The organism is Roseovarius tibetensis (assembly GCF_050896375.1).
Classification (GTDB): Bacteria; Pseudomonadota; Alphaproteobacteria; order Rhodobacterales; family Rhodobacteraceae; genus Roseovarius; species Roseovarius tibetensis.
This window is the reverse complement of sequence record NZ_JBPBBB010000037.1, coordinates 1-25321: the sequence shown is the minus strand read 5'-3', so window position 1 is coordinate 25321 and position 25321 is coordinate 1. Positions and strand designations below refer to the sequence as shown.

The 25321-nt window shown below is 62.8% G+C and carries 30 protein-coding genes; 7 read left to right on the top strand and 23 right to left on the bottom strand.

Annotated elements, in window-relative coordinates:
- Positions 1–35: 35 nt before the first annotated feature.
- From ACROSR_RS16695 to ACROSR_RS16685, 3 genes are all read right to left on the bottom strand, one after another.
- Complete coding sequence (locus ACROSR_RS16695) at positions 36–500, bottom strand: DUF4145 domain-containing protein (RefSeq protein ID WP_432687035.1); 465 nt, start codon at positions 498–500, stop codon at positions 36–38.
- Positions 497–1354, bottom strand: coding sequence for a BrxR family helix-turn-helix transcriptional regulator (locus ACROSR_RS16690; RefSeq protein ID WP_432687034.1), 858 nt, complete (start codon positions 1352–1354; stop codon positions 497–499). Before ACROSR_RS16690 ends, ACROSR_RS16695 begins: the two co-directional genes overlap by 4 nt.
- Positions 1355–1473: 119 nt before the next feature.
- Positions 1474–1710, bottom strand: a complete 237-nt coding sequence (locus ACROSR_RS16685) for a hypothetical protein (RefSeq protein ID WP_432687033.1) — start codon at positions 1708–1710, stop codon at positions 1474–1476.
- 73 nt (positions 1711–1783) lie between these two features.
- Here ACROSR_RS16685 and ACROSR_RS16680 point away from each other — a divergent pair, with 73 nt between their 5' ends.
- The gene (locus ACROSR_RS16680) at positions 1784–2938 is read left to right on the top strand and encodes an extracellular catalytic domain type 2 short-chain-length polyhydroxyalkanoate depolymerase (RefSeq protein ID WP_432687032.1); all 1155 of its coding nucleotides are present in this window, start codon (positions 1784–1786) and stop codon (positions 2936–2938) included.
- 69 nt (positions 2939–3007) lie between these two features.
- Here the strand turns inward: ACROSR_RS16680 and ACROSR_RS16675 are convergent, their stop codons facing one another.
- From ACROSR_RS16675 to ACROSR_RS16610, 14 genes are all read right to left on the bottom strand, one after another.
- The gene (locus ACROSR_RS16675; protein WP_432687031.1) at positions 3008–3277 is read right to left on the bottom strand and encodes a DksA/TraR family C4-type zinc finger protein; all 270 of its coding nucleotides are present in this window, start codon (positions 3275–3277) and stop codon (positions 3008–3010) included.
- 66 nt (positions 3278–3343) lie between these two features.
- Positions 3344–3724: a hypothetical protein gene (locus ACROSR_RS16670; protein WP_432687030.1), complete on the bottom strand. Its 381-nt coding sequence runs from the start codon at positions 3722–3724 to the stop codon at positions 3344–3346.
- The gene (locus tag ACROSR_RS16665; RefSeq protein ID WP_432687029.1) at positions 3721–4848 is read right to left on the bottom strand and encodes a recombinase family protein; all 1128 of its coding nucleotides are present in this window, start codon (positions 4846–4848) and stop codon (positions 3721–3723) included. The genes ACROSR_RS16670 and ACROSR_RS16665 overlap by 4 nt, the downstream gene beginning before the upstream one ends.
- Complete coding sequence (locus ACROSR_RS16660; protein ID WP_432687028.1) at positions 4845–6059, bottom strand: CaiB/BaiF CoA transferase family protein; 1215 nt, start codon at positions 6057–6059, stop codon at positions 4845–4847. The genes ACROSR_RS16665 and ACROSR_RS16660 overlap by 4 nt, the downstream gene beginning before the upstream one ends.
- A gap of 104 nt (positions 6060–6163) precedes the next feature.
- Positions 6164–6352: a hypothetical protein gene (locus ACROSR_RS16655; RefSeq protein ID WP_432687027.1), complete on the bottom strand. Its 189-nt coding sequence runs from the start codon at positions 6350–6352 to the stop codon at positions 6164–6166.
- A gap of 209 nt (positions 6353–6561) precedes the next feature.
- Positions 6562–7116 (bottom strand): CE1 family esterase, encoded by a 555-nt coding sequence (locus ACROSR_RS16650; RefSeq protein ID WP_432687026.1) that lies wholly within the window; start codon positions 7114–7116, stop codon positions 6562–6564.
- Positions 7113–7472: an extracellular catalytic domain type 1 short-chain-length polyhydroxyalkanoate depolymerase gene (locus ACROSR_RS16645; RefSeq protein ID WP_432687025.1), complete on the bottom strand. Its 360-nt coding sequence runs from the start codon at positions 7470–7472 to the stop codon at positions 7113–7115. The genes ACROSR_RS16650 and ACROSR_RS16645 overlap by 4 nt, the downstream gene beginning before the upstream one ends.
- A gap of 504 nt (positions 7473–7976) precedes the next feature.
- Positions 7977–8732 (bottom strand): DUF5765 domain-containing protein, encoded by a 756-nt coding sequence (locus ACROSR_RS16640; RefSeq protein ID WP_490166896.1) that lies wholly within the window; start codon positions 8730–8732, stop codon positions 7977–7979.
- 868 nt (positions 8733–9600) lie between these two features.
- Positions 9601–10644, bottom strand: coding sequence for a patatin-like phospholipase family protein (locus ACROSR_RS16635; RefSeq protein WP_432687023.1), 1044 nt, complete (start codon positions 10642–10644; stop codon positions 9601–9603).
- 46 nt (positions 10645–10690) lie between these two features.
- Complete coding sequence (locus tag ACROSR_RS16630; protein WP_336421746.1) at positions 10691–10864, bottom strand: acetoacetate decarboxylase family protein; 174 nt, start codon at positions 10862–10864, stop codon at positions 10691–10693.
- Positions 10865–10963: 99 nt separating this feature from the next.
- Positions 10964–11773 carry a sensor histidine kinase gene (locus ACROSR_RS16625; RefSeq protein WP_432687022.1) on the bottom strand — a complete coding sequence of 270 codons (810 nt, stop codon included), beginning with the start codon at positions 11771–11773 and terminating at the stop codon, positions 10964–10966.
- Positions 11774–11775: 2 nt separating this feature from the next.
- Positions 11776–11934, bottom strand: a complete 159-nt coding sequence (locus ACROSR_RS16620; RefSeq protein WP_336421748.1) for an entericidin, EcnA/B family — start codon at positions 11932–11934, stop codon at positions 11776–11778.
- A gap of 180 nt (positions 11935–12114) precedes the next feature.
- Positions 12115–13323 (bottom strand): fatty acid desaturase, encoded by a 1209-nt coding sequence (locus tag ACROSR_RS16615; protein ID WP_432687021.1) that lies wholly within the window; start codon positions 13321–13323, stop codon positions 12115–12117.
- 32 nt (positions 13324–13355) lie between these two features.
- The gene (locus ACROSR_RS16610) at positions 13356–13598 is read right to left on the bottom strand and encodes a hypothetical protein (RefSeq protein WP_336421750.1); all 243 of its coding nucleotides are present in this window, start codon (positions 13596–13598) and stop codon (positions 13356–13358) included.
- 173 nt (positions 13599–13771) lie between these two features.
- On the opposite strand from ACROSR_RS16610, the gene ACROSR_RS16605 reads away from it, so the two are divergent.
- Entirely contained in the window at positions 13772–14506 is a 735-nt protein-coding gene (locus ACROSR_RS16605; RefSeq protein WP_336421751.1) for a Crp/Fnr family transcriptional regulator, read from the top strand.
- A gap of 177 nt (positions 14507–14683) precedes the next feature.
- On the opposite strand, the gene ACROSR_RS16600 is transcribed toward ACROSR_RS16605, so the two are convergent.
- Complete coding sequence (locus ACROSR_RS16600) at positions 14684–15094, bottom strand: hypothetical protein (protein WP_336421752.1); 411 nt, start codon at positions 15092–15094, stop codon at positions 14684–14686.
- A gap of 497 nt (positions 15095–15591) precedes the next feature.
- Between ACROSR_RS16600 and ACROSR_RS16595 the strand changes: the two genes are divergently transcribed.
- Complete coding sequence (locus ACROSR_RS16595; RefSeq protein WP_432687020.1) at positions 15592–16077, top strand: hypothetical protein; 486 nt, start codon at positions 15592–15594, stop codon at positions 16075–16077.
- Positions 16078–16170: 93 nt separating this feature from the next.
- Positions 16171–16632 (top strand): phosphate-starvation-inducible protein PsiE, encoded by a 462-nt coding sequence (locus ACROSR_RS16590; protein ID WP_336421754.1) that lies wholly within the window; start codon positions 16171–16173, stop codon positions 16630–16632.
- 399 nt (positions 16633–17031) lie between these two features.
- Here the strand turns inward: ACROSR_RS16590 and ACROSR_RS16585 are convergent, their stop codons facing one another.
- Complete coding sequence (locus ACROSR_RS16585; protein ID WP_432687019.1) at positions 17032–18228, bottom strand: IS256 family transposase; 1197 nt, start codon at positions 18226–18228, stop codon at positions 17032–17034.
- A gap of 451 nt (positions 18229–18679) precedes the next feature.
- Between ACROSR_RS16585 and ACROSR_RS16580 the strand changes: the two genes are divergently transcribed.
- Positions 18680–19894 (top strand): class I SAM-dependent methyltransferase, encoded by a 1215-nt coding sequence (locus ACROSR_RS16580; RefSeq protein ID WP_432687018.1) that lies wholly within the window; start codon positions 18680–18682, stop codon positions 19892–19894.
- A 1-nt stretch (position 19895) separates the two neighbouring features.
- The gene (locus ACROSR_RS16575; protein WP_432687017.1) at positions 19896–20411 is read left to right on the top strand and encodes an EF-hand domain-containing protein; all 516 of its coding nucleotides are present in this window, start codon (positions 19896–19898) and stop codon (positions 20409–20411) included.
- A 580-nt stretch (positions 20412–20991) separates the two neighbouring features.
- On the opposite strand, the gene ACROSR_RS16570 is transcribed toward ACROSR_RS16575, so the two are convergent.
- Entirely contained in the window at positions 20992–22347 is a 1356-nt protein-coding gene (locus tag ACROSR_RS16570) for a peptidoglycan-binding protein (protein WP_432687016.1), read from the bottom strand.
- Between the two features lie 208 nt (positions 22348–22555).
- Positions 22556–22729, bottom strand: a complete 174-nt coding sequence (locus ACROSR_RS16565; protein WP_432687015.1) for an ATP-binding cassette domain-containing protein — start codon at positions 22727–22729, stop codon at positions 22556–22558.
- 514 nt (positions 22730–23243) lie between these two features.
- On the opposite strand from ACROSR_RS16565, the gene ACROSR_RS16560 reads away from it, so the two are divergent.
- Positions 23244–23654: a DUF4174 domain-containing protein gene (locus ACROSR_RS16560; protein WP_432687014.1), complete on the top strand. Its 411-nt coding sequence runs from the start codon at positions 23244–23246 to the stop codon at positions 23652–23654.
- Positions 23655–23943: 289 nt separating this feature from the next.
- Here ACROSR_RS16560 and ACROSR_RS16555 read toward each other — a convergent pair whose 3' ends face one another.
- Positions 23944–24261, bottom strand: a complete 318-nt coding sequence (locus tag ACROSR_RS16555; RefSeq protein ID WP_432687013.1) for an HPF/RaiA family ribosome-associated protein — start codon at positions 24259–24261, stop codon at positions 23944–23946.
- Positions 24262–24581: 320 nt separating this feature from the next.
- On the bottom strand, positions 24582–25321 hold a 740-nt coding region (locus tag ACROSR_RS16550), incomplete at its 5' end, for a hypothetical protein (RefSeq protein ID WP_432687012.1).

The following is a 25321-nucleotide window of genomic DNA, read 5'->3' as shown; positions in this document are numbered from 1 at the left end:
ATTTGCCATTTTGCTTTTTGTCATACCCATCATCCTTACTTAAGTTGATGGTCTCCGACAAATCCGGGGCGATTCAGTCCTGGAATGGCCGGCTGCTGAAAGGCGGGAAGCTCGTCTGCTTTCGCTTGCCCGTATCGGACACACATCCAACGGGCCAGATCGTGTGCTTCCTTAAGGAGCCAGCGCGCATGTTGGGCTCTCACGGGTTCGCCGTGCGCGGCTTTGTTGCCGTGCATGCGTAAAGCGTGGAGCTTGTCGAGTATGACCTTCGGCGTGATTGCGATAAAGGCGTCGTTCTTCAATAGATCGACGAATGTCGGCAGGTCCGGCTTCGGGAGCCCGAGCTCGCGGTAGATGTCCTTAGTCAGGTTTTCGCCGAAGAGGCGAAGCTTGACGAGTGCGCTTGCTGGGTCTGCGTGTGCATACGACTCCGCAAACCCACCAAGGCCAGCAAGTTCGGGCCAGCCGTCACCCAAGATTTCAAAATTGAGCGACTTCATGCCATCGCCTCCGCCAGAGCGGCGTCGAAGGCAGCACGATTGGCGACCACGACCGGGATTTCATGGGGGTTGTCCAGTTTGTCGGCGACATCCAGACGGAGGCGCTTCTGGAAATAGTAAAGCAGTGCTTTGCGCACCATCACTTCAGTGCGCCCATCATTCATTTCATAGTCTTGGGAAATGATCGACCGCTGGCTCTCACTCAAGGCTGGATTTGGCGAGAGCGCCACCGCGAAGCGATCATGCCAGAGCTTATCCTCGTTCGCGGACGCGCCCGGCAGTCCATGTTTTCGGGTCTTCATGCATCGTGACAAGATGAAGTCCTTGAACTTGTGATCGACGTGACAGAATGCACGGACATGCCAGCGCAGCCCGTCATTGCCGAGCGCGTGGGGCGAAATTCGCCTCCACTCGGGGGCAAGCTTCTTGGCGCTCATAGACTGGTAAAAGACCTCGATTGAGTGGCCTTCCCTCACGGCTTTGAGGACGTCGCGAAGGACGTCAGCCTCCACGCGCCGGTGTGGAATAGGCAGAGCATCGTGCTCGGGTGCCGATGCAAGCCAGGCCTCGGTCAAGCCAGATGCTCCGCCGTTCGACTCGCGCAGATGAGCGAGGTACGTGGACGCACTGGGCTGCATGAACACGGGTTTGAATTCGTCAGCAGCCTTATAGCGCTTGGCACTCTTATCGTAGACCAGATTTCCAGGCGCCTTTTCCTCGTAGAGCGTCAGGTCTTTTGAGGCCTGTGGCACGGAGACCCCGAACTGGTCGACGATGTCGGCGCGGTTGATCCCGCCCTCCCAAAAGAGGCGGAATTCAATAAACTCTAGCCGTTTTTCGACACCCCAGCGCATGGCAATTCCTCGTTGAGCGGGCAGGACAAAAGCGACCAACCGAATCGTTTAATGATGGGTATATAAACTATACGCATATTAACGATCAACCCCTTTACGCGATGTTTTTTGGAGGGAGTTCAAGCTGCGGTGCTTACCGAAAAGCCTTGGCTCTGCTCGTTCCACGCTGTGGGAAATGACGCCAGCATCAGCGCCAACGTTACCTCCAGCCCCTGCTTTCCGTCCAGGATCGCCTCGACGATGTCCGGCGCGAGCAGGGTCAGACGCAGGACGCGGGTCATGTAGGAGGGTGCGATCCCCTCGCGCTCGACATGGCGCCGTTGCGGCGCCCAAGATTCTCCATGCGCGACGATCACCTTACGCCAGATGTTGTCGTACTCATTCGCGGCAGTGTAAGCTGCTGAGTGGAATGCGGCGCGAGAGGGAGAGATGTGGCAGGGAAAATCAATTCGGGCGGTTCTTGCAGCCCTGCTGATTGCCGCTGGGCCATCCACAGCTGATCATGACGATATCCCGGACCCGCCACCCACCTCCGTTTCACAGCAGTTGCCGACGGATCTGAGCTTTGATCCCGCGTCCGTGACGGTGTCCGGCCTGTCGTCCGGCAGTTTCTTCGCCCACCAGTTTCACATTGCCTTCTCTGGAACGGTGACAGGCGCAGCCGTCCTTGCGGGCGGGCCCTATGGCTGCGTGGACATCATCGATAACCCCTACTGGCCGTTCTGGAAACTGGACCGGTTCTCCGCGGCGGTGGTCGCTTGCACGCATACCTTCGGAAACCGGTTCTGGGGCCTGCGCCCCGATCCTCCAGCCGCTGAGGATGCCTGGCAGCTGATCGACGCCACATACCAAGCTGGCGAGATCGACGATCCGGCAAACCTTGGTGATGATCGGGTGTGGCTCTTTCGCGGAGATCTCGATGCGATCGTTCCGGACGAAGTGGCCAACAGCCTCGTCGATTTGTACCGCCTTCTGGGCGTCGATGGCGACGCTTTGCATGTGGAGCTCGGTGATCCGGAACGCCCCGCCAACCATGGCATGCCTTTGGCCAGCTTCACCGGGGAGAGCCGGTTCCCGCCGCGCGACTGCGCAGACCATGCGCGGCCGTACCTGATCGAATGCGGATACGATGCCGCGGAACTTCTTCTGCGGCACCTTTACCCCAACGGGGTCTTCGAGAGGCCGGTGGATCCGCACGCCGCGGGTCGCCTGCGCGCGTTCGATCAGACTGAGTTCTTCCAGGCGTCCACGACGGCGAGCCTGAGCGGTGTCGGCTACCTGTACGTGCCGGACGCCTGCAGGTCAGAGGCGTGCCGGTTGCATGTCGCCCTCCATGGATGCCGTCAGAATGTCGATGCGCAGGGCGAAGACCGTATCCACGACGATTTCGTGCGGGACGCCGGCTACAACCGCTGGGCTGCTGCCAATCGGATCGTCGTCCTCTACCCGCAGGCCACAGCGACAGCGGTAAACCCGAGAGCCTGCTGGGATTTCTGGGGCTACAGCGGCGACGGATGGAGAACGCGCGACGGGGTCCAGATGAACGCCGTCGCTGGTATCATCGATCGACTGCTCGAAAGGTAGCACTTTCCTCAGTCAGCATTGCCGCGTATCGATGACGTCGCGAAAATGTTCGGGACTGTGGCTTCGGTTCTACTTCAGCAGAGCGTCTTTCGATGCGCGTCTGTTGAAGCCGCCACGCGTGGCGGGACGGCCATCGCGTTCACTCTGGCAATCGACACAGAGCTTGACGCCCGGCAGGGCGCGTCTCCGCGCCTCCGGCATCGGTTCGTCGCATTCGGCACAGTTGATCAGACTCTCGCCCTCAGGCAATCGCCTTGCCTTCATCCGTTTCAGTTCGTCCTGAATCGAGGCATCGATCTGCTCGTTTACGGCACCGTCGCGGGCCCATCCTCCGGCCATCTCGCAACTCCCTTTCTTTAAATCTTGATATAGGCTTCGAGCGCGTCTGATGAAACCGCCTGCGGGTCATAGCCACAGTTTCTGTTCCTCCCAGACCACGGGCAAGGGCCCCAGCACCCGCCCCAGCGTCACCTCCGGCCCCTGCTTCCCGTCCAGAATCGCCTCGACGATGTCCGGCGCGAGCAGGGTCAGACGCAGGACGCGGGTCATGTAGGAGGGCGCGATGCCCTCTCGCTCAGCCAGTTCGGCGATCGTCGTGAACTCGCCCGACTCGAGCATTCGTTTCCACCGAAACGCACGTGCCAGCGCCTTAATAAGCGTGCTGTCTGTTTTGCGCGGCTGCTCGGCGCACTCCGGAAGCTGCATCTCCTTCCGCCCGCCACGCTTCACGACATGGAATGGCACGTGCAGCGTCACAGTCTCAGGGATTGGCGTTCCGCGGGTCATGCAGCGTTCTCGATGGCACCAGTCAGCAATTCGCGGGAGAGGCCAGCGAGGCCGTCGATGCGGAGCCGCACGTTCAGGCCGTCCGTGCCGATATCCACGCGCTCGACCAGCAACACCACGATGCGCGCCTGCTCGGCGGGGAACAGTTCGTCCCACAGCGGGTCGAGCTGCTGCAGCGCCGCACAGGCGTCGGCCTCGCTGATGTCGTCGCCGTGGGCGCGCGCCGCCTTCCATGTGCCCGCGACGATCTCCGGCTGGCGGAACACGGCGCGCAGTTGGTCGATGACAGCCGCCTCGATCTCGCCCGCGGGCACGCGGCCCACCGGGCATGCTCCGGCCCCATGCTTGAGCACGGTCTGGCTGACATAGTAGCGGTACAGCCGGCCGCCCTTGCGGGTGTGCGTCGGCGAGAACGTGGCGCCGTCGGGCCCGAACAGCAGCCCTTTCAGCAACGCGGGCGTGTCGGCGCGTGTGCGCGCGGCGCGCTTGCGCGGGCTCTCCTGCAGGATGGCGTGGACGCGGTCCCATGTCTCGTGGTCGATGATCGCGTCATGCTCGCCGGGGTAGCTCTCGCCCTTGTGGACCGCCTCGCCGATATAGGCGCGGTTGTTCAGCATCCGGTAGAGGTACTTCTTGTCGATCCGGTTGCCACGCGGCGTGCGGATGCCACGCTTTTCCAGCACGCCGAGGTTTCGGTCGTACTCGCCGAGATAGCGCTTGAAGCCATAGTCGCGCGCGTCCTCCGGCGCATAGTTGCGGAAATGGCTGAGTTGCCCGGCCATCGGCCCCTGATTGCCGACCTGCCAGAAAAGCCACTCCATCATCTCCTTGCGTGCGCGCAGTTCACCCGGCTGCGGCGCGAACTGCCCGGTCTTGTCGGCGAGGTAGAGCAGGATCGCGCCGGACTCGAAGACCGTCACCGGCGCGTCGCCCCAGGCTGCCTCCGGCGCATGATCCACGATGGCGGGCATCTTGGCATTGGGGCTGATCGCGAGAAACTCGGGCGAGAACTGGTCGCCGTCGCTGAGCCGCATCAGGATGGAGCGGTAATCGAGGCCGGTCTCCTCGAGCATGATGGCGGCCTTCCAGCCGTTGGGCGTGGGCGCGAAGTAGAGGTCGATCATGGGCTGCCCTCCTGGGTGTCGGTCGCGATGCCTTGGGCGATCATGTCGGCAATGATCTCCGCGTCATAGCCGGCCTCGGCGAGCACCGCGCGCGTGTCTTCCCCCAGCCGCCGCGCGGGCCTTGGCGGCTCGGGCGGCGTGCCCGAAAATAGCGCCGGGGTCCGGGCCTGACGGATCCGGCCGGCCTGCGGATGTTCCTGCTCGATCACTGCCTCGTTGGCCTGCACCTGCGGGTGTGCATATACCTGATCGCGCGTCAGCACCGGCGCGCAGGGCACGTCATGCTCCCCAAGGCGGCGCATCCAGTTGTCGGTGGTGTCCTCGCGCAGCGCCTCCTGCGTCAGTTCCAGCCGGGCGGGTTTGTTCTCTTCCCGCGCGGCGACGGTGGCGAAACGCGGATCGGTCAGCCAGTCGGGCCGCCCGACGGCCGCCGAAAGGCCCTTCCAGGTGCTGTCGGTATGCGCCGAGACCGCCATCCAGCCATCGGCGGTCTGGCAGATCAGCTCGACAAAGCTCTGCGCTTCGCCGCTCTTGTCGGGTGCCGCCTCGTCGCCGACGAAGGTATGGCCGGCCATGTCCGAGCTCCACAGAAACGCCAGCACCGTGTCGAGCATCGAGACCTGCACATGGCTGCCCTCGCCGGTCCGGGCGCGCGCCAGAAGGGCGGCGGTGATCGCCTGCGCGGTCTGGATCGCGGTCAGCTTGTCGGGCAGGATCGTGCGCACCAGCCTGGGCCGTGCCGCATCCGACCCGCCCTGCACGCTGGCCAGACCCGACAGCGCCTGGATCAGCGGGTCGTAAACCGGCTTGCGCGCCCAGTCGCCGGTAAAGCCGAAGCCGGCGATGGAGGTGTAGACGATGTCCGGACACGCCGCGCGCACCGCGTCCTCGCCCAGCCCGATCCGCTCGGCCACGCCGGGGCGGAAGTTCTGCACGAAGACATCCGCGCCCTCGCAAAGCCGCAGCGCCGCCTCCACCCCGCGCGGGTCCTTGAGGTTCAGCGTGACCGATTTCTTGCCGCGATTGTTGTTGAGAAACGAGGCCGAGACCCCTCCGCGCCGCCCGGTGACCTGCCGGCTGAGATCGCCGCCTTCGGGATGTTCGATCTTGATCACCTCGGCGCCCTGATCGGCCAGCGTCATCGTGGCCAGCGGACCCGAGATCATGGTGGTCAGGTCGATGACCCGAAATCCGTGCAAGGGTCCTGACATAGGGTCGATCTCCGGTCTGGAAACATTCTGCGATGGACGCCAACCCGGGTAGGGCGGGCGATATGGTGTGCTCTTCTTTATCCGAAATACGCGCGAATGGCAGGTCAGTTCCGCATGGGAATACCGTCTTGCCAGCGGAAGCCGACACCGCCGCCTTGCCAGACGCCCTCGCCGATCGGGTTGGGGCCGTCGATCTTCACATGCTGCGGCAGGTCGAAAGCGGGCGCAAGATCCCGAACACCTTTCACGGTGCTGCGATGCATGATCCGCAAGCCCTGTTTTTCCACAGGCATATGCGCTTCGGGCGCCGCCCGATGCGCGACGGCAAGGTTGTCGATGAAGACACAGTCGTTTTCGTGGTACTCGTATGCGACAGCATATCCGTCGCTGAGCCCGGCGTTCAGGATGTCGTTGTAGTCGTGGCAGAGCTGCTTGAGATCCTCGGCGTCCAGCAGGCTGAAACGGGAGGCGGCGCGTCATTTCAAGGTCCCGCCCGACAGCGTCAGGAAGCTGCTGCCGTTTTTGGCTCTGCCCGGTGCGCTGCGCCGGACCGCGTCAAACCCCAGAAATCCGCGATGTGGCGGGTCGAGGAAATGCCGACGTCCAGCATGTACTTGCCTTCCTGCCCCAGGCCCTCGTCGCCCTCGGCTCTGATCGGCGTGCCGTGGCCCATGTCCGCGATGATGTAGTGCTCGATCACCACCCGCCCGTCAGGATCGCACCAGACTTCCCGAGGGAAGCCGTCAACCATCTCGACGCGTGTCGTCGGTCCTTCGACCTTGTGGATCTTCTGCCATTGCCGGACGATTGCGCCGGCGTTGGAATTGTCGACGGTCGTATCGCTGTCGCCATGCCAGACCGAGATCGTCGGCCATGGACCGGTTGATTTCGAAGCTCCGCGCACAAGCGCGTCGAGTTGGCTGTCCGACGGTCCGCCATAACCTTTCATGCGAAAAAACGCCTGCGTCAGAGTTTTGGCGCTACGGTAGGGCAGCCCCGCGATGATCGCCCCTCCCGCGAACACTTCCGGATAGGTCGCCAGCATCACGGATGTCATGGCACCCCCGAGGACAACCCCGTGATGAAGACCCGCGACGGGTCGATGCCGTAATCGTCAACGACTTGTGCGATCATCTGACGAATAGACAGCGGTTCGCCGCCGCCGCGGTGGCTGTGGCCAGTCTCGAACCAGTTGAAGCTCCCAAGGCGGTTGTTGGTCAGTCTTTGCTCCGGGAACAGGAGCGCCATCCCGCATTCATCGGCGAGAGTAGACCAGCCCGATCCGATATCATAGCTCTCGGCTGACTGGGTGCAGCCATGCAGCACGACGACAAGCGGGCTGTTCTTCGTGAAGTTCTCCGGAATATAAAGCTCCGCGCTCAGCGACCCCGGGTCAGTCCCGAAATTTTCCATGACGGAGAGACGATTGGCGGTAGTTGAAGGTGCTGACATAAGAATCCCTGTACATGAGCCGGTACTGGCCACGTGAGACGCGCGGAACCGAATTTTCGGGCCGGGCGCGATATGACTGTCCACGGTTCAAGGTGGACACGAAGAGACCTTTGCCGCCCGCGGCGGATGAGATCCATCAGACGGATCAGGGGCATCGCAGATGGGTCCCGACACGCCGCCCTGAAGTCTTTCGATGTCCATCCTGAGCAACAAACTCGACGAGAGAGGGCGTTTTCTTGCCTGCATATTCACCCCGAAGGCCGCGCCAAAGCCAACTGCGATTGCCCTGTCAGACGGATACGCCAAGCGTCTCGGTGATTGGGCTGCACCTTGCTGGTTTCCCGGTCCGCTTGCACAGATGCAGGTTAGTCCCGGCACCGATAAAATGCAGGAACTTGCGTGCGCAGCCGCGCACCTGCTGGCGCCAGCCGTCCGGCCTTTACACTTTCCGCATAGGAAAACGGATCAGACGTCACTCCGCTTTCGAAGGAATTGTCTCGGCCACAACCACCAGGATTCCACGAACATGAATTGCCTTATCGGTGTTTTGACGACAAGCAGCAGAATTCCGATTGATAACAGGCACCAGATCGCGGCCACTTCATTGGGGTTGCTGGTCAGGAGCAAGGCCAATTGCGGTCCGACCTGGAAATGGTACACGGTAAACCGCCAGGAGCCGTAGACGAACGGCAACAGAATGCCGGCGATGAAATAGCTGGGGTACAGGCTCAGGAAAGATGCCCACGAAGCGACGGTGATGAAGTTCAGCATCCCGTTTGTCGGCACATCCCAGGCGATATGCCAGTCTCCGGAAACTGAGCAAAGCCGATCGGCACACAGCCCGCGCCCCAGTGGACATGACCCTGCCCATTCGAACGGGTAAAGCTGCAGAAGCATGATGACTGCCGAAACAAAACAGACTGCATAAACCGGCCACTGGTTTTTCTCGCGAACAGCAGTCGGTATGAAATACATGGACAGCATGTTGATGAAGAATGGCTGGAACACGATGTGCAAGTAGCTCAGGAGAGTGGCAATTTGATTTGAGGGCAGCGCGCATTGGTCGATCACCGAGTATGTGAAAGCCTGCAAAAGCTCCATTGACGAGAAATAGCCGAGGGCCATCCATAACGGCGCAGGTTCCCTCTTGTATGCTGCATACGCTGTTGTTCCTAGACCTATGACCGCGAGTACTGCCGACGCTTCACCGCTCCAACACATCAAGTCTCTTTCTCGATTGGGAGAATGGTCGAACTGGCACTGCAACGTACCAATCAGGTGTGGCGGACCATCGGGGGCGCCAGTCAAACACCAGGATCAGCGTCCTCTTTTGGGCTGTGATGCAGAGGGAGTCTGCAGGACGGGCTGTTTCTTGGCAGATCCGTCCGTGGCACGGGGGTCAGGTCCACCCCATCGCGGGATTGTCAGCTTGTTGTCAGGGTGACGCCCCGGAAGGCTTCTCTCGCCCGCTGTGTCGAAGGCATCATTCCCAAGGCCCAATCCCGTCCCTGCGTGTGTGTCACCAGAAGACGCGCCCAGATCAAAGCCCGGGCGGTCGATCTTGCGAGCGCTTTCGTCGGCCGCGCGGGGCGCGTCTTGAGCCGGGTTCTTCCCGATCTTCTTGTCGGAAGCGTCGTTCGTTTCCGGCGATCCGGACGACGCGGGTGTTTTATCTCGGTGTTTCATGACTTGATTCCTTTGCAGGGCGGCGGGGCTCTGAACTGCGACTCAGCTTGCCAGCACTGCGCGCCGCCGGGTCCGCGATGGGCTGCCCGGCCTTCGAAGCTATATTTCGTCATAGATCATCCGGGCGGTCCGATTGCTGATCCAGGTTAGGAAGACGGGCCTGATACCGGTCGGCGGCTGACCTAGAGTTGATAGTCCTGCAAAGCAGATCTGCGTCAGTTTTTGCGCGCGATTTCCGCTCCATGATGGAAACCGCCGGATAGTGTCCCAGCCTGTGGTGTAGGAGGCCGCGCGCGGAGCCTTCGGCGAAGCGCAACCCGCGAAACGCGCGTTGGCCTATGTCGGACTCGATTGCGACGACGCCGCACGCAGCTTCAACGACAACGACCTTTTCTTGCCATTGCTATCCCTGGTGCTGGGCCCCGATCCCCTCGAACATCGCGCGCAGATCGACGGTCGAGCGTTCGCCGATATCGGCAAAATTCTGGTCGAGCCACCGCGTGGCGGTCTCGCGGCCCATGTCGCGCAGCATGCTCAGGAAGTCCCATTCCACGTTCATTTTCGAGGAGGCGCCGAGCGGCTTGAGCTCCGCCTGGTTCTCGATGACATGCACGCGCACCTGACGGTAATCGTCGGCCGAGAGCTTGCCCTGGCGGATCAGCCGGTCGACGAAGTCTATCGCGCGCAATTCCTTGAGCAGACTGCCGTTGAAGCTGATCTCGTTCATGCGGTTCTGGATGTCCATCGGGGTCTTGGGCGCGCCCTTGCGCTCGATCGGGTTGACCTGGATCACGACGATGTCGTCGGTGCCGGTCTCGCCATGGAACGGAAACAGCGACGGGTTGCCCATGTAGCCGCCGTCCCAGTACGGCACGCCGTCTATCTCGACGGCCTGGTAGAGATGCGGCAGACAGGCCGAGGCCATCACCATGTCGGCGGTGAGCCCCTCGCGCGGGAAGACCTTGACCTTGCCGGTTTCCACATTGGTGGCCGAGATGTAGAGCTTGAACGCGGTGCATTTGCGCACCATCCCGAAATCAATGATCTTCTCGACCAGATCGCGCAGCGGATTGCTGTTCATTGGATTGAGTTGATAGGGCGAGGCGATCCGCGACAGCGCGTCCATGGCGTGGTACATGGGGTTGTTCTGCAGACCCCAATTGCCCGTCAGCACGTCATAGGGTGTGCGTTTCAGGGGACTGTGCTTCGCGCCGTCGCTCATTGCGCGCCAGAAGTGATCGAGCGCCGCGCGTGCGCCCTCGGGGCCCTCACGGGTGAAGCCGTCGGCCAGCGCCACCGCGTTCATTGCGCCCGCGGAAGTGCCCGAAATCCCGGCGATCTGCAGCCGGCCGTCCTCCAGGATGCGGTCGAGCGCCCCCCAGGTGAAGGCGCCATGCGCGCCGCCGCCTTGAAGCGCGAGGTTCACGAGTTTCGTTTTCTGCGCCATGTGGTTGGCTCTTTCTTGGGTCGTGGATGCGCTGACCGCGCGGCGCTCAGGCCAGATAGTCGTGGACGACGCGCCCGTAGGGCAGCGCCATGTCGGCGATGATGTGCTGGCCCTCGACCACGCGGCGCACCGGCAGATCGGCGACCAGCGCGTTGATATGCGCCACGTGGTGCAGCCGGGCGCGGCCGCGCCGGACGCCCATTCCGGTGATGTCGGTCATCCGCTGACCTGGAAACACGGGAACTGGCTCTCGGTCCGGCAGGCTCTGGCGGGCCGCGCGGGACCTGGCCTCGGACCCGTGCCCGTCACGCGCGCTCCGTCATCTCGCCCCTACCGCGTTGCGCGTTTCGCTGATCGCATCCGTCTCGGGCTCCGCGAGGCTGTCGGGGATCGTGACGCGGAAGCACGCGCCTTCGGCGAGGCCGTGGACGAGACAGATGTCACCGCCATGGGCGCGGACCAGATCGGCCGCGATCGCAAGCCCGAGGCCGGAGCCGGAGCCGTCGGGACGGGTCGACCCCCGGGACGACAGGAACAGATGCGTCAGCGCAGCCTGCGGCACGCCAAGGCCGGTGTCGCGCACGTCGATGGTGCAGCCGGACCCACTGCGCCGGGCATCGACACGGATCTCCTTGTATCGAAAGCCCGGCCCCTGCAACGCCAGGATGGCGTTGCCCAACAGATTGAGGAGGGTGCGGAACAGATCGTCGGGATCGGCGTCGATCTCGACGGTGGTCGCGACGTTGTTGATCCAGCTTATCTCCGCGTGGTCGAGATCGAGCGTGTTCGCGACCTCGTTGACCAGCGGCGCAAGGGCGAGCCGCTGCCGGTGCGGGCGTCCCTTCGCCGCCGTGTCATCGTTGCGCGATGTCGTGCAGAGCGCGATGGCCCGGTCCAGCGACGCGGTCAGCTTCGGTGCCAGCCGCCGCACTTTCGGGTCATCGACCTGCGCCAGCCGATCCGACAGAAGCTGCGCGCATGTCAGGATATTGCGCAGGTCGTGGTTGATCTTGCGCGTTGAAAGGCCGGGTCCTGCGTGGTCCACTCGCCCGTCATCCAGGTTGCCGAAACCGCGCATCGTTGCGCCGTTCATCCGGTTGTCCGGTGCTTTGAGTTGGTCGATATTCATTCTCAATACCCCTTGTTGTCGGTGGCCGAATCCGACACGGCATCCGCGCCGGCAGACACGTCTTCCCCGAGCCCGTCCACGGTGTTGCAGGCCTGGAGCGCGAAAGATGCGGACAGGGCCGCCGCTAGGAGCGTGAGCGAGCTGAGCTTGGGCGTCGTCATGTCGGGTTATCCTTGTGCCGAGACGCCCGCGGCGACCGCTGCGGGCTCTGCCACCCGCATTACGCCGATTGCTCAAAGCGAGCACTTACCTGCATCAGCCTATCGCAGCACCAAATCAGCACCACATCGTTGCCGGCCACAATGTCGATTCCGGCGCGGATCGGCAAAACCGCATACGGCTCAGGCGGAAACCGCCCGGGCCTCGGCGAAGGACAGGAGCCTGCCGCGCTGCTCGTCCCACAGGTGCAGCCGCGCGCAGCGGAAGCTTTCAAGAAGCGTGATGCGTTTTGACCTTGCCAGCAGGTCGTGATCCCGGATCGCCTCGGGCAGGCGGTAGAACGGGATGCGGCTGGCCAGGTGATGCACGTGGTGCACCCCGATATTGCCGGTGATCCAGCGCAGGATGCCGGGCAGCGCGTAATGCGAGCTGCCATGCAGCGCCGCCTCCTGGATGTTCCAGTCTTCCTCGTGCTCCCAGCTTGTTTCCTCGAACTGGTGCTGCACGTAGAAGAACCACATGCCCGCCATCGCGGCCAATAGCATCGTCGGCAGGAACACGAACAGCAGCACGTTCCAGCCGCCCAGCCAGACGATCACTGCCAAAATGGAGCCGATGGCGGCATTGGTCGCCATCGCGCTCAGCCAGTAGCGCCAACCCGACCGCATCAGGTGAACGGGCAGCCTTTGTTGCAGGAAGAAAGTGTAGAACGGCACCATTCCGAACAGGAAGACGGGATTGCGCACGAGGCGGTACAGCGCCCGGCCGAGCCAGTCCTTCTCTTGGTATTCCCGCACCGTCAGCGTCGGCAGGTCCCCGACCCCCCGCCGGTCGAGATTGCCGGTCGTGGCATGGTGGATCGCGTGTGTCTTGCGCCAGACGTCGTAGGGGGTCAGCGTCAGCACGCCGATCCCACGTCCGATCCAGTCGCACAGGCGCCGGTCGCGGAACAGCGACCCGTGCCCGCAATCATGCTGTATCATGAACAGACGCACCAGGAACCCCGCGTTCACCACCGCGAGGGCCAGCGCCAACACCGCGCTGATCGACACCATCCACCAGGCCACGGCCCAGATCGCGACGAAGGGCACCAGCGTGACGGCCAGTTCGAACACGCTGCGCGCAGGGATCGGCTGGCGGTATTTCGTCAGCGTTCGGGTCCAGTCGGACGCGGTCAGCGCGGTTTCGCTCTGCGCGTCTTGGCCGTGCGCAGGTGCCGCAGCCGGGTCATCATTCGCCTGCCGCGTGTCGCGCGCGGCAGGCGCAGGGAACTGCCCAACCTGCACGCCGGATCGTGCCGACGTGACGTGCTGGCCGCCGGCGGTCTGCATAGTCTGATGATCAGGCCGGCCGGCGGCCGGCGTGTCACCTGGTCTGGTCGCGAATGTCATGGTGCGCGTCGTTTCCTCTTTGGTCGAGCCTGTCATTTCGGCGGTCTTCGAACGGAGTTGCCGCCAGCGATGATTCGGTTGATGATCGTGGCCACGGCCCGGTGCGCTTCCGTTTCGGCCTCCGTGCCGGTGGCGTTCTCGTGGGTCGCCGCAGCATCGTGGAGCACCCCCATGATCTCGTGCTCGGGCAGCAGCTCGCGATCGTTCATGGCAAGCATGAGCGCCTCGCAGATCGTGAGGGCGGCCATGCCGGCATGGTCAGTTTGAACGGGCATCGTGGAGACTCCTTGATCCTTGCGGCGACACGGCCATCGGGCCGGTCGAAGCCTGTTTGATGCACCCGTTGTGACAGGAAATGAGGTATGCTGGGCTGATCCAAAGCAGTCACCTGGCGAGAATTCTCGAGTAGGGCTAACAACGGGACATCGGGAGATCGGGAAAAGGGCCCATGAACACCACTGCAAACAGCCCGCTCACACGCAAGCTCTCGAGTTTCGTCGCCTTGTCCGAGGCCGAACTCGCGGTGCTGGAGCGTCTGCACCAGCGACGCCGGTCCTTTCCTGCGGGGCGCGACCTCGTGCACGAGGGACAGTCGGGGCAAGCCGCCTATATCCTGTCGGACGGCTGGGTCTGTTCCTACAAGATCCAGCCGGACGGGACGCGCCAGATCGTCGATTTCCAGATCCCGGGGGATTTTCTGGGGCTGCGCAGTGTCCTGCTGCGCACCTCCGATCACAGCTTCGAGACGATCGTCGACAGCCAGGCCGCCGAGGTGATGTCGCGTGACCTGTTGCAAGCCTTCGATCAGACACCGCGGCTTGCCACGGCCATTCTCTGGGCCGCGTCGCGGGATGAGGCGATGGTTGTCGAGCATCTCGTCAATATCGGGCGGCGCGACGCCGAAGCGCGCATGGCGCATTTTCTGCTGGAACTGGGATCGCGGCTGGCGCTGGTGGGCATGGCGAGCAAGCAAGGATACGACTGCCCGCTGACGCAGTATCACCTTGCCGACGCCCTGGGCCTGAGTGCGGTCCACGTGAACCGCGTCCTGCGGCAGCTTCGCGAGAACGGGCTGGTCACTGTCCGGGACGGTCGCGTCACGTTCCATGACCACGAGAGGCTCGCCGAACTTGCCGAGTTCGACGCGTCATACCTCGATCAGACCGGACCACTGCTGAAATGAGAATCGCAGCCGAGGCGGAGGCCATCCCCCGGTCCTCTGGACGAGCGGATGAGATCACGCAAGTGCTGGATCTTCCGCGCCTGGTGCGATTGCAGATTCATGCGGTGACATCGGCACATCCGGCATCGCCGTGTCTTCCGAGGGGGCAGCCCGACGGCGCGTCGCGTTTCATTTGCCTTATTCGGATGTGCCGGTGAAAAGAAGCTGCGCCGCTAAAAACAGGACCGCCACCAGCGTCCAGATCAGTCCTGTCGATATCGTCAACCTTTTTGTTTCGGGGGCTGCCCCGGCCTTCGCCTGACTGGCGTTTTTTGGAAGCAGGCCAGCCAAATCCTGCGCGACAGCGCCATCATCCTGCTCAAGCGCCGGTACGTCGCACACGCGTGACAGCAAGGTGTCCAGGCGCACGCCTGCAGCCTCCCGCCCGAGGCTCGCGAGTTCGCGGGCCTCCTGCCAGGGATCGAGGTTCAGCCGCGCCAGTGCGGAAAGAACGGTCACGCCGTTGCCGTTGTAGTCCTCTCCGACGGATGCGTGGAGAAATCGGTCGAAATCGTGGTTTTGGGGATCGAGAACAGCATTTGTGGCCATCTTATCCTCCTTTTCATGGGCTTGTGGGTCCCGGCACCCTGCCAGGAAACAGGCGGCCTCCCGCGAATAGGGGCACGAGAGGCGCTCCTCGCCGAAGCATAGGGAAAACATTGGGCAGGGGTGCTGACACAGATCAGTGCGTTGTCATGCTGTCACGCGCGGCTCCGGCTTGAGGGGCCGGAAATACCGACATCCGCAATTTCCGCGAGGCGCTAACATGGATCAGCCCATGGCACATCTTCGCAGGTTAAAAGATGGAAGGCGCGTGTCCGCGTCCGAAAAAGGCCCGGCGCCTGTCACAGGGGCTGCGAGGGCCAGAACGAGACCGTCCAAGCATCGAGCCGAACACGCAAGCGAACCGGAATACGGCAACGGATCACCGCTATCCCCAGCACTGCCCCGATGTCCAAAGCTCTGCGAAATAGGACGGCGCGGCGGGGACGAGCCTGTCGGATGACCGCTAACCAGATACCGCGCAACGCACAAGGAAGGCACCAATGACTTTGACCAGCAAGACGATCGCCGTTTTCGGCCACCCTTTCAACGTCCCAGGGTTCGACGAAATGCTTCCTGCGGGCGAATACGAGATCGAAACCGAGAACTGCGCACCACCGGATCGGCTTGACCCCGACGCGTGGCTAGCCTCCGTCTGCGTGAAACTGCATACGCGGGCGTCTCATCCCGGTCTCGAACGGGTCCTGACGGTTACGCTGGCCGACCTCGACCATGCGCACGCCATGGACAAGGTATCCGGCCGGGACCTGACAGATATCTTCTTCGAAGACATGTTCGGCGATCCGCTCGTGCGTCTCGCGATGCAGGCCGATGGTGTAACCGCCGCACAAATTCGCGAACTCAATTCCGCGTCGCGGCTTTCCCGGGGCGGGAATGACGAGCCGGACCGGACACCAGAAACCGGACCCAAGCGGGAGGAGGCGCCGATCAGGGCCGCAGAGAATGAAGGCATGCCGGTCAGAAGGTGACATGTGATGCGGCAGATCGGAATTTACGACACCGTTCATCAATCAGGGCTGTGCTAACGCGGGCCGCCATGTTGACGGTCTTGGCTCGTAAACATGCTTGAAAGCGACACCGAAACGAAGTCGCGGGCGACGTCCGCCGGCCTGTCCGAGGATACACAGTCGGGCATAGGGTCAGGACGCGGCGAGAAACTGTTCGCTCTCGGCCTGTTTCACGTTATCGAGCGATTACTTCTGGTGGTTGTCGTGGCCATGACGCTGGTCGCGGTCGCCTTCGAAATCCTTGCCATCTATCGGCTGGGGACCATCCTGTTGGCCGATATTCTGCTGATGTTCCTGTATCTTGAAGTGATCGGAATGGTGTCGGTCTATTATGCCCGACGCGATTCCGTCTTCGTGTATCCAATATTTATAGCTATCACGGCCGTAGGGCGTTTGGTCGTTCTGCAGGGCAAGGAAATGGCGCCGGAAAATATACTCATCGAGGCGGCCGCCATCTTGCTCTTGTCGATTTCGGCGCTGGTAATCATCTGGGCAATGCGACAGCAAAAGCTGTGAAACGCCTCGGCAATTCCAGTTTTCGCAGGCCAGAGTCTCCGGGTCTGCAGAGGTGGGCGCGCGGACCCTCTTTACGACCAGAAAACGCCGTGCGCCCGCGCCGATGATGATCGTGGTGAAAAGCGTCACCGCGACGACGATCCGGAGAGTGCGTCCATGATGGTCCACATAACGGTCCGGGAGAACAAACGCGCGGCCGAACGCGATGGCCCATCAAGGGCCGTATCGACGGATCGGTTGGCATAGACATCTTCGTCCGCAGCCTTCCATGCCTTGGAAGGTGCCCCTTCTATTTGCGAAGCCGGTCTGCAGCTCGTCCCGGGCGCTGCTTGGGTAGTGCCCCGGGAAGTGGTGTAGGAACTGGTGTCCACCTGCTTCTTCATAGCCGGTGTCGCTCGTTCACTGTGCGGCAATCATCGGCGCCGCATCGGGATCGTCGCACATTGCGGTCAGCTTTTCCACCGGCATGTAGCGGCGCGAGACGGCCCACTCGTCATTCTGTTCCAGCATCAGCGCACCGACGAGGCGGATGACGGCCTCGCGGTTGGGGAAGATCCCGACGACGTTGGTGCGTCGCTTGATCTCCTTGTTGACGCGTTCCAGCGGGTTGGTGCTGTGCAACTTCGAGCGCAGGCTCGCGTCAAACGCCATGTAGGCCAGCACATCGTGCTCCGCCTCATCCATCAGCTCGGCGACGTCGCGGAACCGCTCGCGCAGGCTGTCGGCGACCTCGCGCCAGCGGACGTGGGCCTGGTCGCGGTCGGTCTCGGCGAAGACGGTCTTCACCACGGCGCTGACCACCGGCTTGTTGGTCTTGCCAACGCGGGCCAGCAGATTGCGCTGGAAATGCACGCGACAGCGCTGCCACCCTGCGCCGAGAACCTTGCGCGCAGCGGCCTTCAACCCCTCATGGGCGTCGCTGATCACCAGCTGCACGCCCCGCAGGCCGCGGCGGGTGAGAGACCGAAGGAAGTCGGCCCAGAAAGTCTCGGCCTCGGAGGGCATGACGGTGATGCCCAGGATCTCGCGCCGCCCGTCGGTGTTGACCGCCACGGCCACTATCACCGCCATCGAGACGATCCGCCCGCCTTCGCGCAGCTTCACGTAGGTGGCGTCGAGCCAGAGAAAGGGCCAGTCGCCCTCGAGGGGCCGGTTCAGGAACGCCTGCACCCGCTCGTCGATCTCCTCGCAGAGCCGCGAGACCTGGCTCTTCGAGGTGCCCGTCAGCCCCATCGCGCGCACCAGATCATCAACGGCGCGGGTGGAGACGCCGTGGATGTAAGCCTCCTGGACGACCGCCATCAGCGCTTTCTCGGCTGTCCGGCGCGGTTCCAGGAAGGTCGGAAAATAGCTGCCCTTGCGCAGCTTCGGGATGTTCAGCCCGATCGTGCCGGCCCGGGTATCCCACTGCCGCGGCCGGTAGCCGTTGCGCTGGTTCTCGCGGTCCGGGCTGCGTTCGCCGTGGCCCGCGCCGCACACGGCAGCCACCTCGATATCCATCAGCCTCTGTGCGGCACCCTGGATCAGCTCGCGCAGGAAATCCGCGTCGTCGCTCTTGGCGATCACCCCCGGAAGGTCGATCATGGTGTCGGTCATCGTGCTCTCCTTCGTTGTCTTCGGTCTTCAAGCAACCTCAAACTACGAAGAAGCGCGGTGGCCACCACCCCGGCCGCGCGCTGCGCTACGCCAGGGGCTCCGCGCACGGCCTCCTACACCACCCGGTGGGGCACTACCGCTGCTTGCCTCGGCTTCGAGCGCTGTAACCCAACTCCATCCCGCGACGGATGCCACGGACCCTGCCCAGAGCCTCAAATCAAACTGCAATTCCCAAGAGGCGATGGGAGAGGAGGCTGGAGACGCGCTGCGCCGATGAACTGCATCACGACATCGAATGGCGCGCGGCGTGTTAACCCAGGTTAGTGGCGCCCGCGATTGACTGCTTTATCATCATATCTTTGGATTTCAGGGCTGATCCTGTCTGATAAGGAGGCGTTTCATGAACAGGTCCATGCCATGCGCCAGTGCGGTGCCGGTTTCACCTCTCGGAGTGTCGGCCACGACCACCGACGGGCAGCGCGGTTTGCCGCGCTACTTCACGCAGATTTTTGCGAGAGCCTGCGCCATGGAGGCGGGACTGGTTACCTTTGTGCTGCCCGACGGTCGCAAATTTCGCGCAGAAGGCGCGCGGCCGGGGCCGGGGCCGGTAGCCGAGTTGCATGTGCATGATCCCGATCTCTTCACGCGGCTGATCCGCGAGGGTGACCTGGGGTTCTCGGAGGCTTACCTTGACGGCGACTGGTCGACGCCGGATCTGCAGGCTTTCATGGATCTCGTTCACGTTGCCGGCGATGACATATACGATGGATTTCCGGGCAAGGGCCTGCTCCGACTTGTCGAGCAGGCACGGCAAGCCCTCCGAGGCAATACACGGCGGCAGGCGCGGCGCAACATCGCCGCCCATTACGACCTCGGCAACGATTTCTATCGGCTCTGGCTCGATGAGACGATGACCTATTCATCGGCCATGTTCACGACCGGACAAGAAAGCCTCGAGTCGGCGCAGACCGCGAAATACGCGAGCCTGATCGACGAGATGGGCGTCGAGGCGGGTGATCACGTGCTGGAGATCGGCTGCGGCTGGGGTGGCTTTGCCGAATACGCCGCCACCGAGCGCGGTCTGCGCGTCACGGGGCTCACCAACAGCGAGGCGCAGCACGACTACGCGCGGGACCGCATCAGAAACGCCGGCCTCGATGACCGGGTCGAGATCAGGCTCCAGGACTACCGCGATGCGCGCGGCCAATTTGACGGCATCGCCTCGATCGAGATGTTCGAGGCGGTCGGAGAGCGCTACTGGCCGGTTTATTTCGAGTCTGTTTGTGAACGCCTGAAGCCGCAGTGCAATGCGACACTGCAAATCATCACCGTTCAGGACCGCCGCTGGGAGGTTTATCGCAGCGGAGTCGACTTCATCCAGAAATACATCTTCCCCGGGGGGCTCGTGCCCTCGCGCAAAGCACTCCTCGCGGAAGTCGAGCGCGCCGGCCTGCGGGTCGTCCACTCGGTCGAGTTCGGCGAGAGCTACAGCCAGACGCTCCGCCGCTGGCATGAAACATTCAATGAAAATTGGCCACGGATTTCCGCCTTGGGCTTCGACGAGAGGTTTCGGCGGATGTGGAACTTCTATCTCACGTCCTGCGCCGCGACCTTCGCAAGCGGGAATTGCGACGTGACGCAAATCACCTTGAAACGGCCGGCCTGAGATGGCGTCCGCACCCGCACGATCCTGTCGCGTCGTCGCGTATGAAGGATTTCGACTTTACGGGAGAAAATGGAATGATGATGACCGCTGTTCGGACTGCTCTGGCACTGGCCTTGGTGGCGCCTGTCTCAACGTGAGCTCAGGAAACAATTGCGCTTCCCCGGACGTCATCGAGGGATTCTACATCACCCTCGATGACGTGCGCGCCCGAAGCGACGAGCTCTATGACGCGCTTGCACGCGCCGCCGGCGACCCGATTACCGAGGCGGACTTCGTCGGAAGGCGGCTGCCGGACAAGGTCGTGCCGGAAGATACGGACCGGGACCTGCTGCAGGGGCTGTTCAGCGTTCTCGACATGAATTCTGACGGCGAGTTGACCCGTGCCGAGTGGAACAAGCGGATCGAGAGCGACCTGGTGTTTGCCGATGCAAACGAGGATGGCAGGATAACGCTCCAGGAGCTCTCAAACGCGCGAGAAAACATCGGCATCGACGATGCGCTCGGCCTGATCTTCTGATTTCCGGCCCGGCCCGGCTGTCAGTCTTAAAGGCACGTGGAAATCCCCGAAGTGCACGGCTCGGGCAGGTGGCGCTGAAACGCGGCTCAGGCCGTCGCGTCAAGGAGGGCGGGCACCGGTGGCTTATCGTGGATACCCCACCCGCCGAGCGCTAGCGTGAAGCTCCGGCCGAATACGCGGAGGGGCAAGACGGCCTTTCTGGCCGCGACGGACCGGCACGATCTCAGGTGCATTACGGACCAAAAGCCGCTATTCTACCATTCGCCATGTTGCGACGACGCGATCTCTGAGGGTTGTCCGGCCAGCCCGGCTCGACGCTCGGGATGATCACACTGCGATACCTTGCTGGATAGCAACTCGCCTCAGCGCAGCCCGAAAAAACCAAGTATGAAAATGACGATGACGACGGCGCCGACGATCCAGATGATATTGTTCATGATGTGCTCCATTTCATTGTTTGACCGAGTGTGCGCACCAGCCGGCGGGTGGGTTTCGGGGCATTCTTGACGGCCCTTCGGATGCAGCGCCCCGCGCGCTGATCACAGGGCCGGGCGCCGGCGAACCGGCACCCGCGCGCGCGTTACTTGTCGAGGTTGCGCAGGATGTCCACCAGCGCCTCGGCACCCTCGATGATATCGTCGCTTGCACCGCGCGTCTCCTGCATGACGGATGCAGCCGTGGGCCGGTCGAGATAGCCGGTCGCGGCGTGATCGCGGTTGCGCTGGTAGTCTTCAATCGCCCGCCGCGTGTCGCCGTCAAAGGTGCCATCTTTCCGACCCGGTGCGAAACCGAGGACATCCAGGCGTTGCTCGATCGAAAGACGGTCGGCCTTGCTCAGGTCGAGCGCCGCTTCCTTGGCGGCGGGATCCGGCCGCGTCGGCTCGGTCTCGCTGGTATCGGCCTGCGGTTCGGGTGCGGGCGCTGCGGCGTCCGCCTGCTGGTTCAAGAGCGCCACCTGCGCGCTCGTGAGATAGCCTGTCTCGGGCAGGTCGTTGACCGTCTGCCATTGCCGGAGCGCCGTGCGCGTTCCCGGCCCGAAGATGCCCTCGACGCCGCGCGTATCGTGGCCGAGCACGGTCAGGTTCTCCTGGATCGTCCGCCGCTCCGCCCGTGTCAGATCGAGCCGCTGCTCGGCGGCAGCGCCCGGATCGGGTGACGCCGTTTCCGGTGCGTCGCTCGTGTCGGCCTCCGGCCGGTCCGTGACGCGTTCCGCGGTCTCGGGTGTGAGAACCAGGCCGGACCCGGTATCTCCGGTCACCCAGGCGGCCGAATCCAGATTGCCAACCGCAGTGCCGACCCTGATCCCCGGCGCGAGGAACCCGTCGACCACGCTGCGGCCAAAGTCACTCTGGCCCGTGGCGCGGCGCGCGATGGCGCGGCCCGGTGCGGCGGCCGAGACCACGAGCACGCCATCGGGCGCCTCTATGTCCGACAGTCCCGGCGCGGCAAACCCCTCGGCCTCGAACCCGTCGAGCTGGGCCCCGTCGAGGAACACCACCGCCTCACCCGGTTCCCGGCCAGCCAGCCTGAGCACGAGGTCCAGTGGCACGCCGTCCATCATCGTCTCGACCAGCGAGGCGTTGCCCTGGTCGACAGGCGTCAGATAGTTGAGCCCGTCGCTGGTCAAGGTGTGGCCCGAGTAGAACACCACCAGACGGTCGACGGCCGCGTCGCCGTCGAGCAGGGCCGTGAATTCGGTGATGCGCGCGCGCATCCCAGCACGGTCGAGGTCAGTGCCCGAGATCACCTCGTAGCCGTGCTCTGCGAGCGCATCGGCAACGGCGCGAGTGTCGGCGCGAGCACTTACCGCCTCCGGCGCATTCCGGTAGTCCTGATTACCGATCACCAGTGCGACATCCGCCGCCATGACCGTCGCCGGCAGCATCAAAGCAAAGCTGGTGACGGACGCCAGTTCAAGAGGCATGAGCCGTTTCATTTCCATTTTCCTTCTGTTGTTAGTGGCCACACTATCGCGCCTCGTAACTCCGCGCCCTAACTCAGATCAGCCCCGCACCGCGCGGTTTGCCCCAACGATGCCCCGACACCTTCCGGCAAAGTTCCGGTCCGGTTCAGATCATCGCGACAGCTCAGGGCGCGACAGGTGACATCAAGCTCCCATCCTCTTGGGAAACCGTTGCAGCCGCTCATCCTGCGGGGTGCTGAAAATCTGATCGGGCGCCCCACTCTCGAAGATCTTTGCGCTGTGTATGAACACCACTCGGTCGGCGATCTCGCGCGACCTGCATCTCTTCGGTTGCGATCAGCATGGTCTGCTTGCGCTCGGCAGCCTTGCGCACAAGGACCAGCACGTCGCCCACCCAGTCGGGGTCAAGGGGCCGAGGTTCCCTCGTCGAAAAGCATCTCGCCTCCTCCGCCAATGCGCGGCCGATGCCGACACGCTGTTGCTCCCATGGGAGCCTTCGCCACGGGACAGTCCCGGCGCAAGAATGCATCCCCATTGCGCTGGAGGACAAACTCGGGACTTCGCGCCCGTTTCAGCGGGTGTCTATACAAGGAGGTCGAGCCATGCCTCGATAGGGAAATCCGAAGCATGTTGATTGGCTTGTGTTATGGAAAAGTGGGATTCTCGCGTTTGGTGACTTCTAATAATCGACGCGAGAGGGTCAGAAATGTTTTTTCGCGCCGGCCGTGCAAGACATCTGTGAATACGGGCCCGTCGACCTTATATTGGAATATGTGAAAACCTTGAAAAGATACGCCGGAATCGGTGCCTTTGCCCTCGTCGCGACACTGACTGCAGCACCGGATGTGACGGCCGCGCAAACGCCCTCCGCCCAGACGCCTTTCCCCCCGGCTGAGCAATCTGCACCCGTGCAGGATAGGCCGCCCGAAGAAGAAACCGGTGCGGACGAAGCCAGCCTCATCCGGCCAGCGGTCGGAACATCGCTCGGGGAATGGCGCTGGAGGCGTCGTCCCGTCGTCGTCTTCGCGGACAGTCCGAACAATCCGTCATACATCCAGCAGATGGAAAACATCACCGAGCGGGTCGAGCCGCTGATCGAGCGTGACGTTATCGTGATCACCGACACCGATCCTGCGGCGCGCTCGTCCTTCCGGCAATCCCTGCGCCCGAGGGATTTCATGGTGGTCATCTTGGGCAAGGACGGCACGATCATCCTGCGCAGACCGGTGCCGTTGTCCGTGAGCGAGATCTCGCGCTCGATCAACAAGCTGCCGCTGCGCCAGCGCGAGGTGCGTGAGAGCCGCACCACGGAGGACTGACCGTTCTCACAGCGTCAGCGCCATACCACGGCGCCCCCGGCTCCAGTGCCATCGTCAAAGGGTTCGTCTCCGGTTCCCTTCCACCCTCGGTCGCTCGGAACGGCCGAAGGCTAATCAAGAATTACGTGGAGGCCACCACCGCGCCGCGCGTCCGCCGCCGCGTTCGATGATGTCTTTGCACCGGACGCGCCTACCGGACGGATAAAATGTCGGGCGCGATCAAGCGCTGTGTGACTCAAGCAACCCACTCAGATCAAGAAGGGCCCACAAGCAAGGGCCAACGCACGGATTAGCGGTGGTTGTCGACTTTGCCGAATTCGCTATCCAACAGCGAGCGCATTTTCTTCCCAGCCCCACGCAAAGATGCATCAACATCGGCGTCGCTGTGCGTAACCGTCTGCGGCTGCATTCCCTCGGGGCGCGCCTCGATCTTGCATTGAATGTCATCAGCGCCGCCCTTGGCGCCGTTCACATCAACCAAGTGCACCTCGACGCGCGAAAGGCGATCGGTCAAATGCCCCAAGGCGTCAGTGACGGTGGACTCCGCAATCTCGGCCAGACGGTCATCGCCGTGAATATGGCTGTCGGTGTTGAACTGGAACTGCATGATCGATCTCCTATAAACTTTGAATTCACATATGTTTTGATACGTTGCGGAACAAGGTTTGGAGGGCCGATCTGAAATGATGCGGTGGATGCCCCATCCAACGTCATCAGTGCAAATACTGCACTCGCGATGATCCCGGTTGCGACCGATCTAAAAGGGCTGCCTGCGTGCGTTCATTATGAGCGACCAGTTTGTAGTGGCGAGGCATCTCAAGATGAAGGCCATCACTTGTCAGAATTTTCTGATGAACGCCGGTGCGCGCACAGGAGGCAGAGATCTGCTTTGCCCGAAAGGCGGCGCCTCGTTCAGAAAAAATGGAGTCACACCCCAGGCCCATCATCCCGTGCTTGTGGACGACTCCGGTCCGCCTCGCGCAAAATATCGTCTGCCTCATCGATCACGTTCCGGGGCAATCCCGGTTGAGCCAGCCATTTCCGGATGCGCATCGTGAGCGCCTCCAGCTTGCTCCTGAGTTCTTTGACGATCGACCATTCATCCCGGAGCGCCTTTCTTTCCGCCTCGAGCTCGACATTTACCGTCTGGATATTCTCTTGCGCCTCGCGGTAGGCGTGCGCGGTCGTGTCGGCGATGGCCGCCGCCTTCAAGCGGCTCTCGCGCATGGCCCGGATAACGTTATATGCCGCTTTCGCCGCCGCCTCGATCGTCGGATAGACGGGCCGTATCTTGTCCAGCGTATCGGGGCGCAAACCATCGTCTTCGGGGCACTTGGTCGATCCGGCGGCAATCTCGTCGGCAAGCGCGGTCAAGCCCACGCCGACCGCCTCGATCCAGTCCGTGGCCTTCGATGCCCTCGCCTCTTGCGCGTCAGCGTCGCGCTTCGCCTTATCCGCCGCGCGCTCGGCATCGATTCGCGCGGCTTGGGCATCCACCCGCGCGCGCTCTGCTGCAAGGCGCTCCGCGTCGGCCGTCTCTCGCGCGATGACATGATGCGCCGTTCTTTTTCTCAGATCATCGAGCCTTACGTAAGCGCCAGCTGGGCCCCACGGGCTTTTCAGCTTGACGTCTGGAAGTTCCAAGGGAGGAGTTCGTCGATCCGGTT

Excerpts from the sequence above, each read along its gene's own strand:
- ACROSR_RS16695 (WP_432687035.1), bottom strand. The coding sequence starts at position 500 with ATGAAGTCGCTCAATTTTGAAATCTTGGGTGACGGCTGGCCCGAACTT.
- ACROSR_RS16690 (WP_432687034.1), bottom strand. The coding sequence starts at position 1,354 with ATGCGCTGGGGTGTCGAAAAACGGCTAGAGTTTATTGAATTCCGCCTC.
- ACROSR_RS16680 (WP_432687032.1), top strand. The coding sequence starts at position 1,784 with ATGTGGCAGGGAAAATCAATTCGGGCGGTTCTTGCAGCCCTGCTGATT.
- ACROSR_RS16675 (WP_432687031.1), bottom strand. The coding sequence starts at position 3,277 with ATGGCCGGAGGATGGGCCCGCGACGGTGCCGTAAACGAGCAGATCGAT.
- ACROSR_RS16670 (WP_432687030.1), bottom strand. The coding sequence starts at position 3,724 with ATGACCCGCGGAACGCCAATCCCTGAGACTGTGACGCTGCACGTGCCA.
- ACROSR_RS16665 (WP_432687029.1), bottom strand. The coding sequence starts at position 4,848 with ATGATCGACCTCTACTTCGCGCCCACGCCCAACGGCTGGAAGGCCGCC.
- ACROSR_RS16660 (WP_432687028.1), bottom strand. The coding sequence starts at position 6,059 with ATGTCAGGACCCTTGCACGGATTTCGGGTCATCGACCTGACCACCATG.
- ACROSR_RS16655 (WP_432687027.1), bottom strand. The coding sequence starts at position 6,352 with ATGCCTGTGGAAAAACAGGGCTTGCGGATCATGCATCGCAGCACCGTG.
- ACROSR_RS16650 (WP_432687026.1), bottom strand. The coding sequence starts at position 7,116 with ATGACATCCGTGATGCTGGCGACCTATCCGGAAGTGTTCGCGGGAGGG.
- ACROSR_RS16645 (WP_432687025.1), bottom strand. The coding sequence starts at position 7,472 with ATGGAAAATTTCGGGACTGACCCGGGGTCGCTGAGCGCGGAGCTTTAT.
- ACROSR_RS16640 (WP_490166896.1), bottom strand. The coding sequence starts at position 8,732 with ATGTGTTGGAGCGGTGAAGCGTCGGCAGTACTCGCGGTCATAGGTCTA.
- ACROSR_RS16635 (WP_432687023.1), bottom strand. The coding sequence starts at position 10,644 with ATGGCGCAGAAAACGAAACTCGTGAACCTCGCGCTTCAAGGCGGCGGC.
- ACROSR_RS16630 (WP_336421746.1), bottom strand. The coding sequence starts at position 10,864 with ATGACCGACATCACCGGAATGGGCGTCCGGCGCGGCCGCGCCCGGCTG.
- ACROSR_RS16625 (WP_432687022.1), bottom strand. The coding sequence starts at position 11,773 with ATGAATATCGACCAACTCAAAGCACCGGACAACCGGATGAACGGCGCA.
- ACROSR_RS16620 (WP_336421748.1), bottom strand. The coding sequence starts at position 11,934 with ATGACGACGCCCAAGCTCAGCTCGCTCACGCTCCTAGCGGCGGCCCTG.
- ACROSR_RS16615 (WP_432687021.1), bottom strand. The coding sequence starts at position 13,323 with ATGACATTCGCGACCAGACCAGGTGACACGCCGGCCGCCGGCCGGCCT.
- ACROSR_RS16610 (WP_336421750.1), bottom strand. The coding sequence starts at position 13,598 with ATGCCCGTTCAAACTGACCATGCCGGCATGGCCGCCCTCACGATCTGC.
- ACROSR_RS16605 (WP_336421751.1), top strand. The coding sequence starts at position 13,772 with ATGAACACCACTGCAAACAGCCCGCTCACACGCAAGCTCTCGAGTTTC.
- ACROSR_RS16600 (WP_336421752.1), bottom strand. The coding sequence starts at position 15,094 with ATGGCCACAAATGCTGTTCTCGATCCCCAAAACCACGATTTCGACCGA.
- ACROSR_RS16595 (WP_432687020.1), top strand. The coding sequence starts at position 15,592 with ATGACTTTGACCAGCAAGACGATCGCCGTTTTCGGCCACCCTTTCAAC.
- ACROSR_RS16590 (WP_336421754.1), top strand. The coding sequence starts at position 16,171 with ATGCTTGAAAGCGACACCGAAACGAAGTCGCGGGCGACGTCCGCCGGC.
- ACROSR_RS16585 (WP_432687019.1), bottom strand. The coding sequence starts at position 18,228 with ATGACCGACACCATGATCGACCTTCCGGGGGTGATCGCCAAGAGCGAC.
- ACROSR_RS16575 (WP_432687017.1), top strand. The coding sequence starts at position 19,896 with ATGGCGTCCGCACCCGCACGATCCTGTCGCGTCGTCGCGTATGAAGGA.
- ACROSR_RS16570 (WP_432687016.1), bottom strand. The coding sequence starts at position 22,347 with ATGAAACGGCTCATGCCTCTTGAACTGGCGTCCGTCACCAGCTTTGCT.
- ACROSR_RS16555 (WP_432687013.1), bottom strand. The coding sequence starts at position 24,261 with ATGCAGTTCCAGTTCAACACCGACAGCCATATTCACGGCGATGACCGT.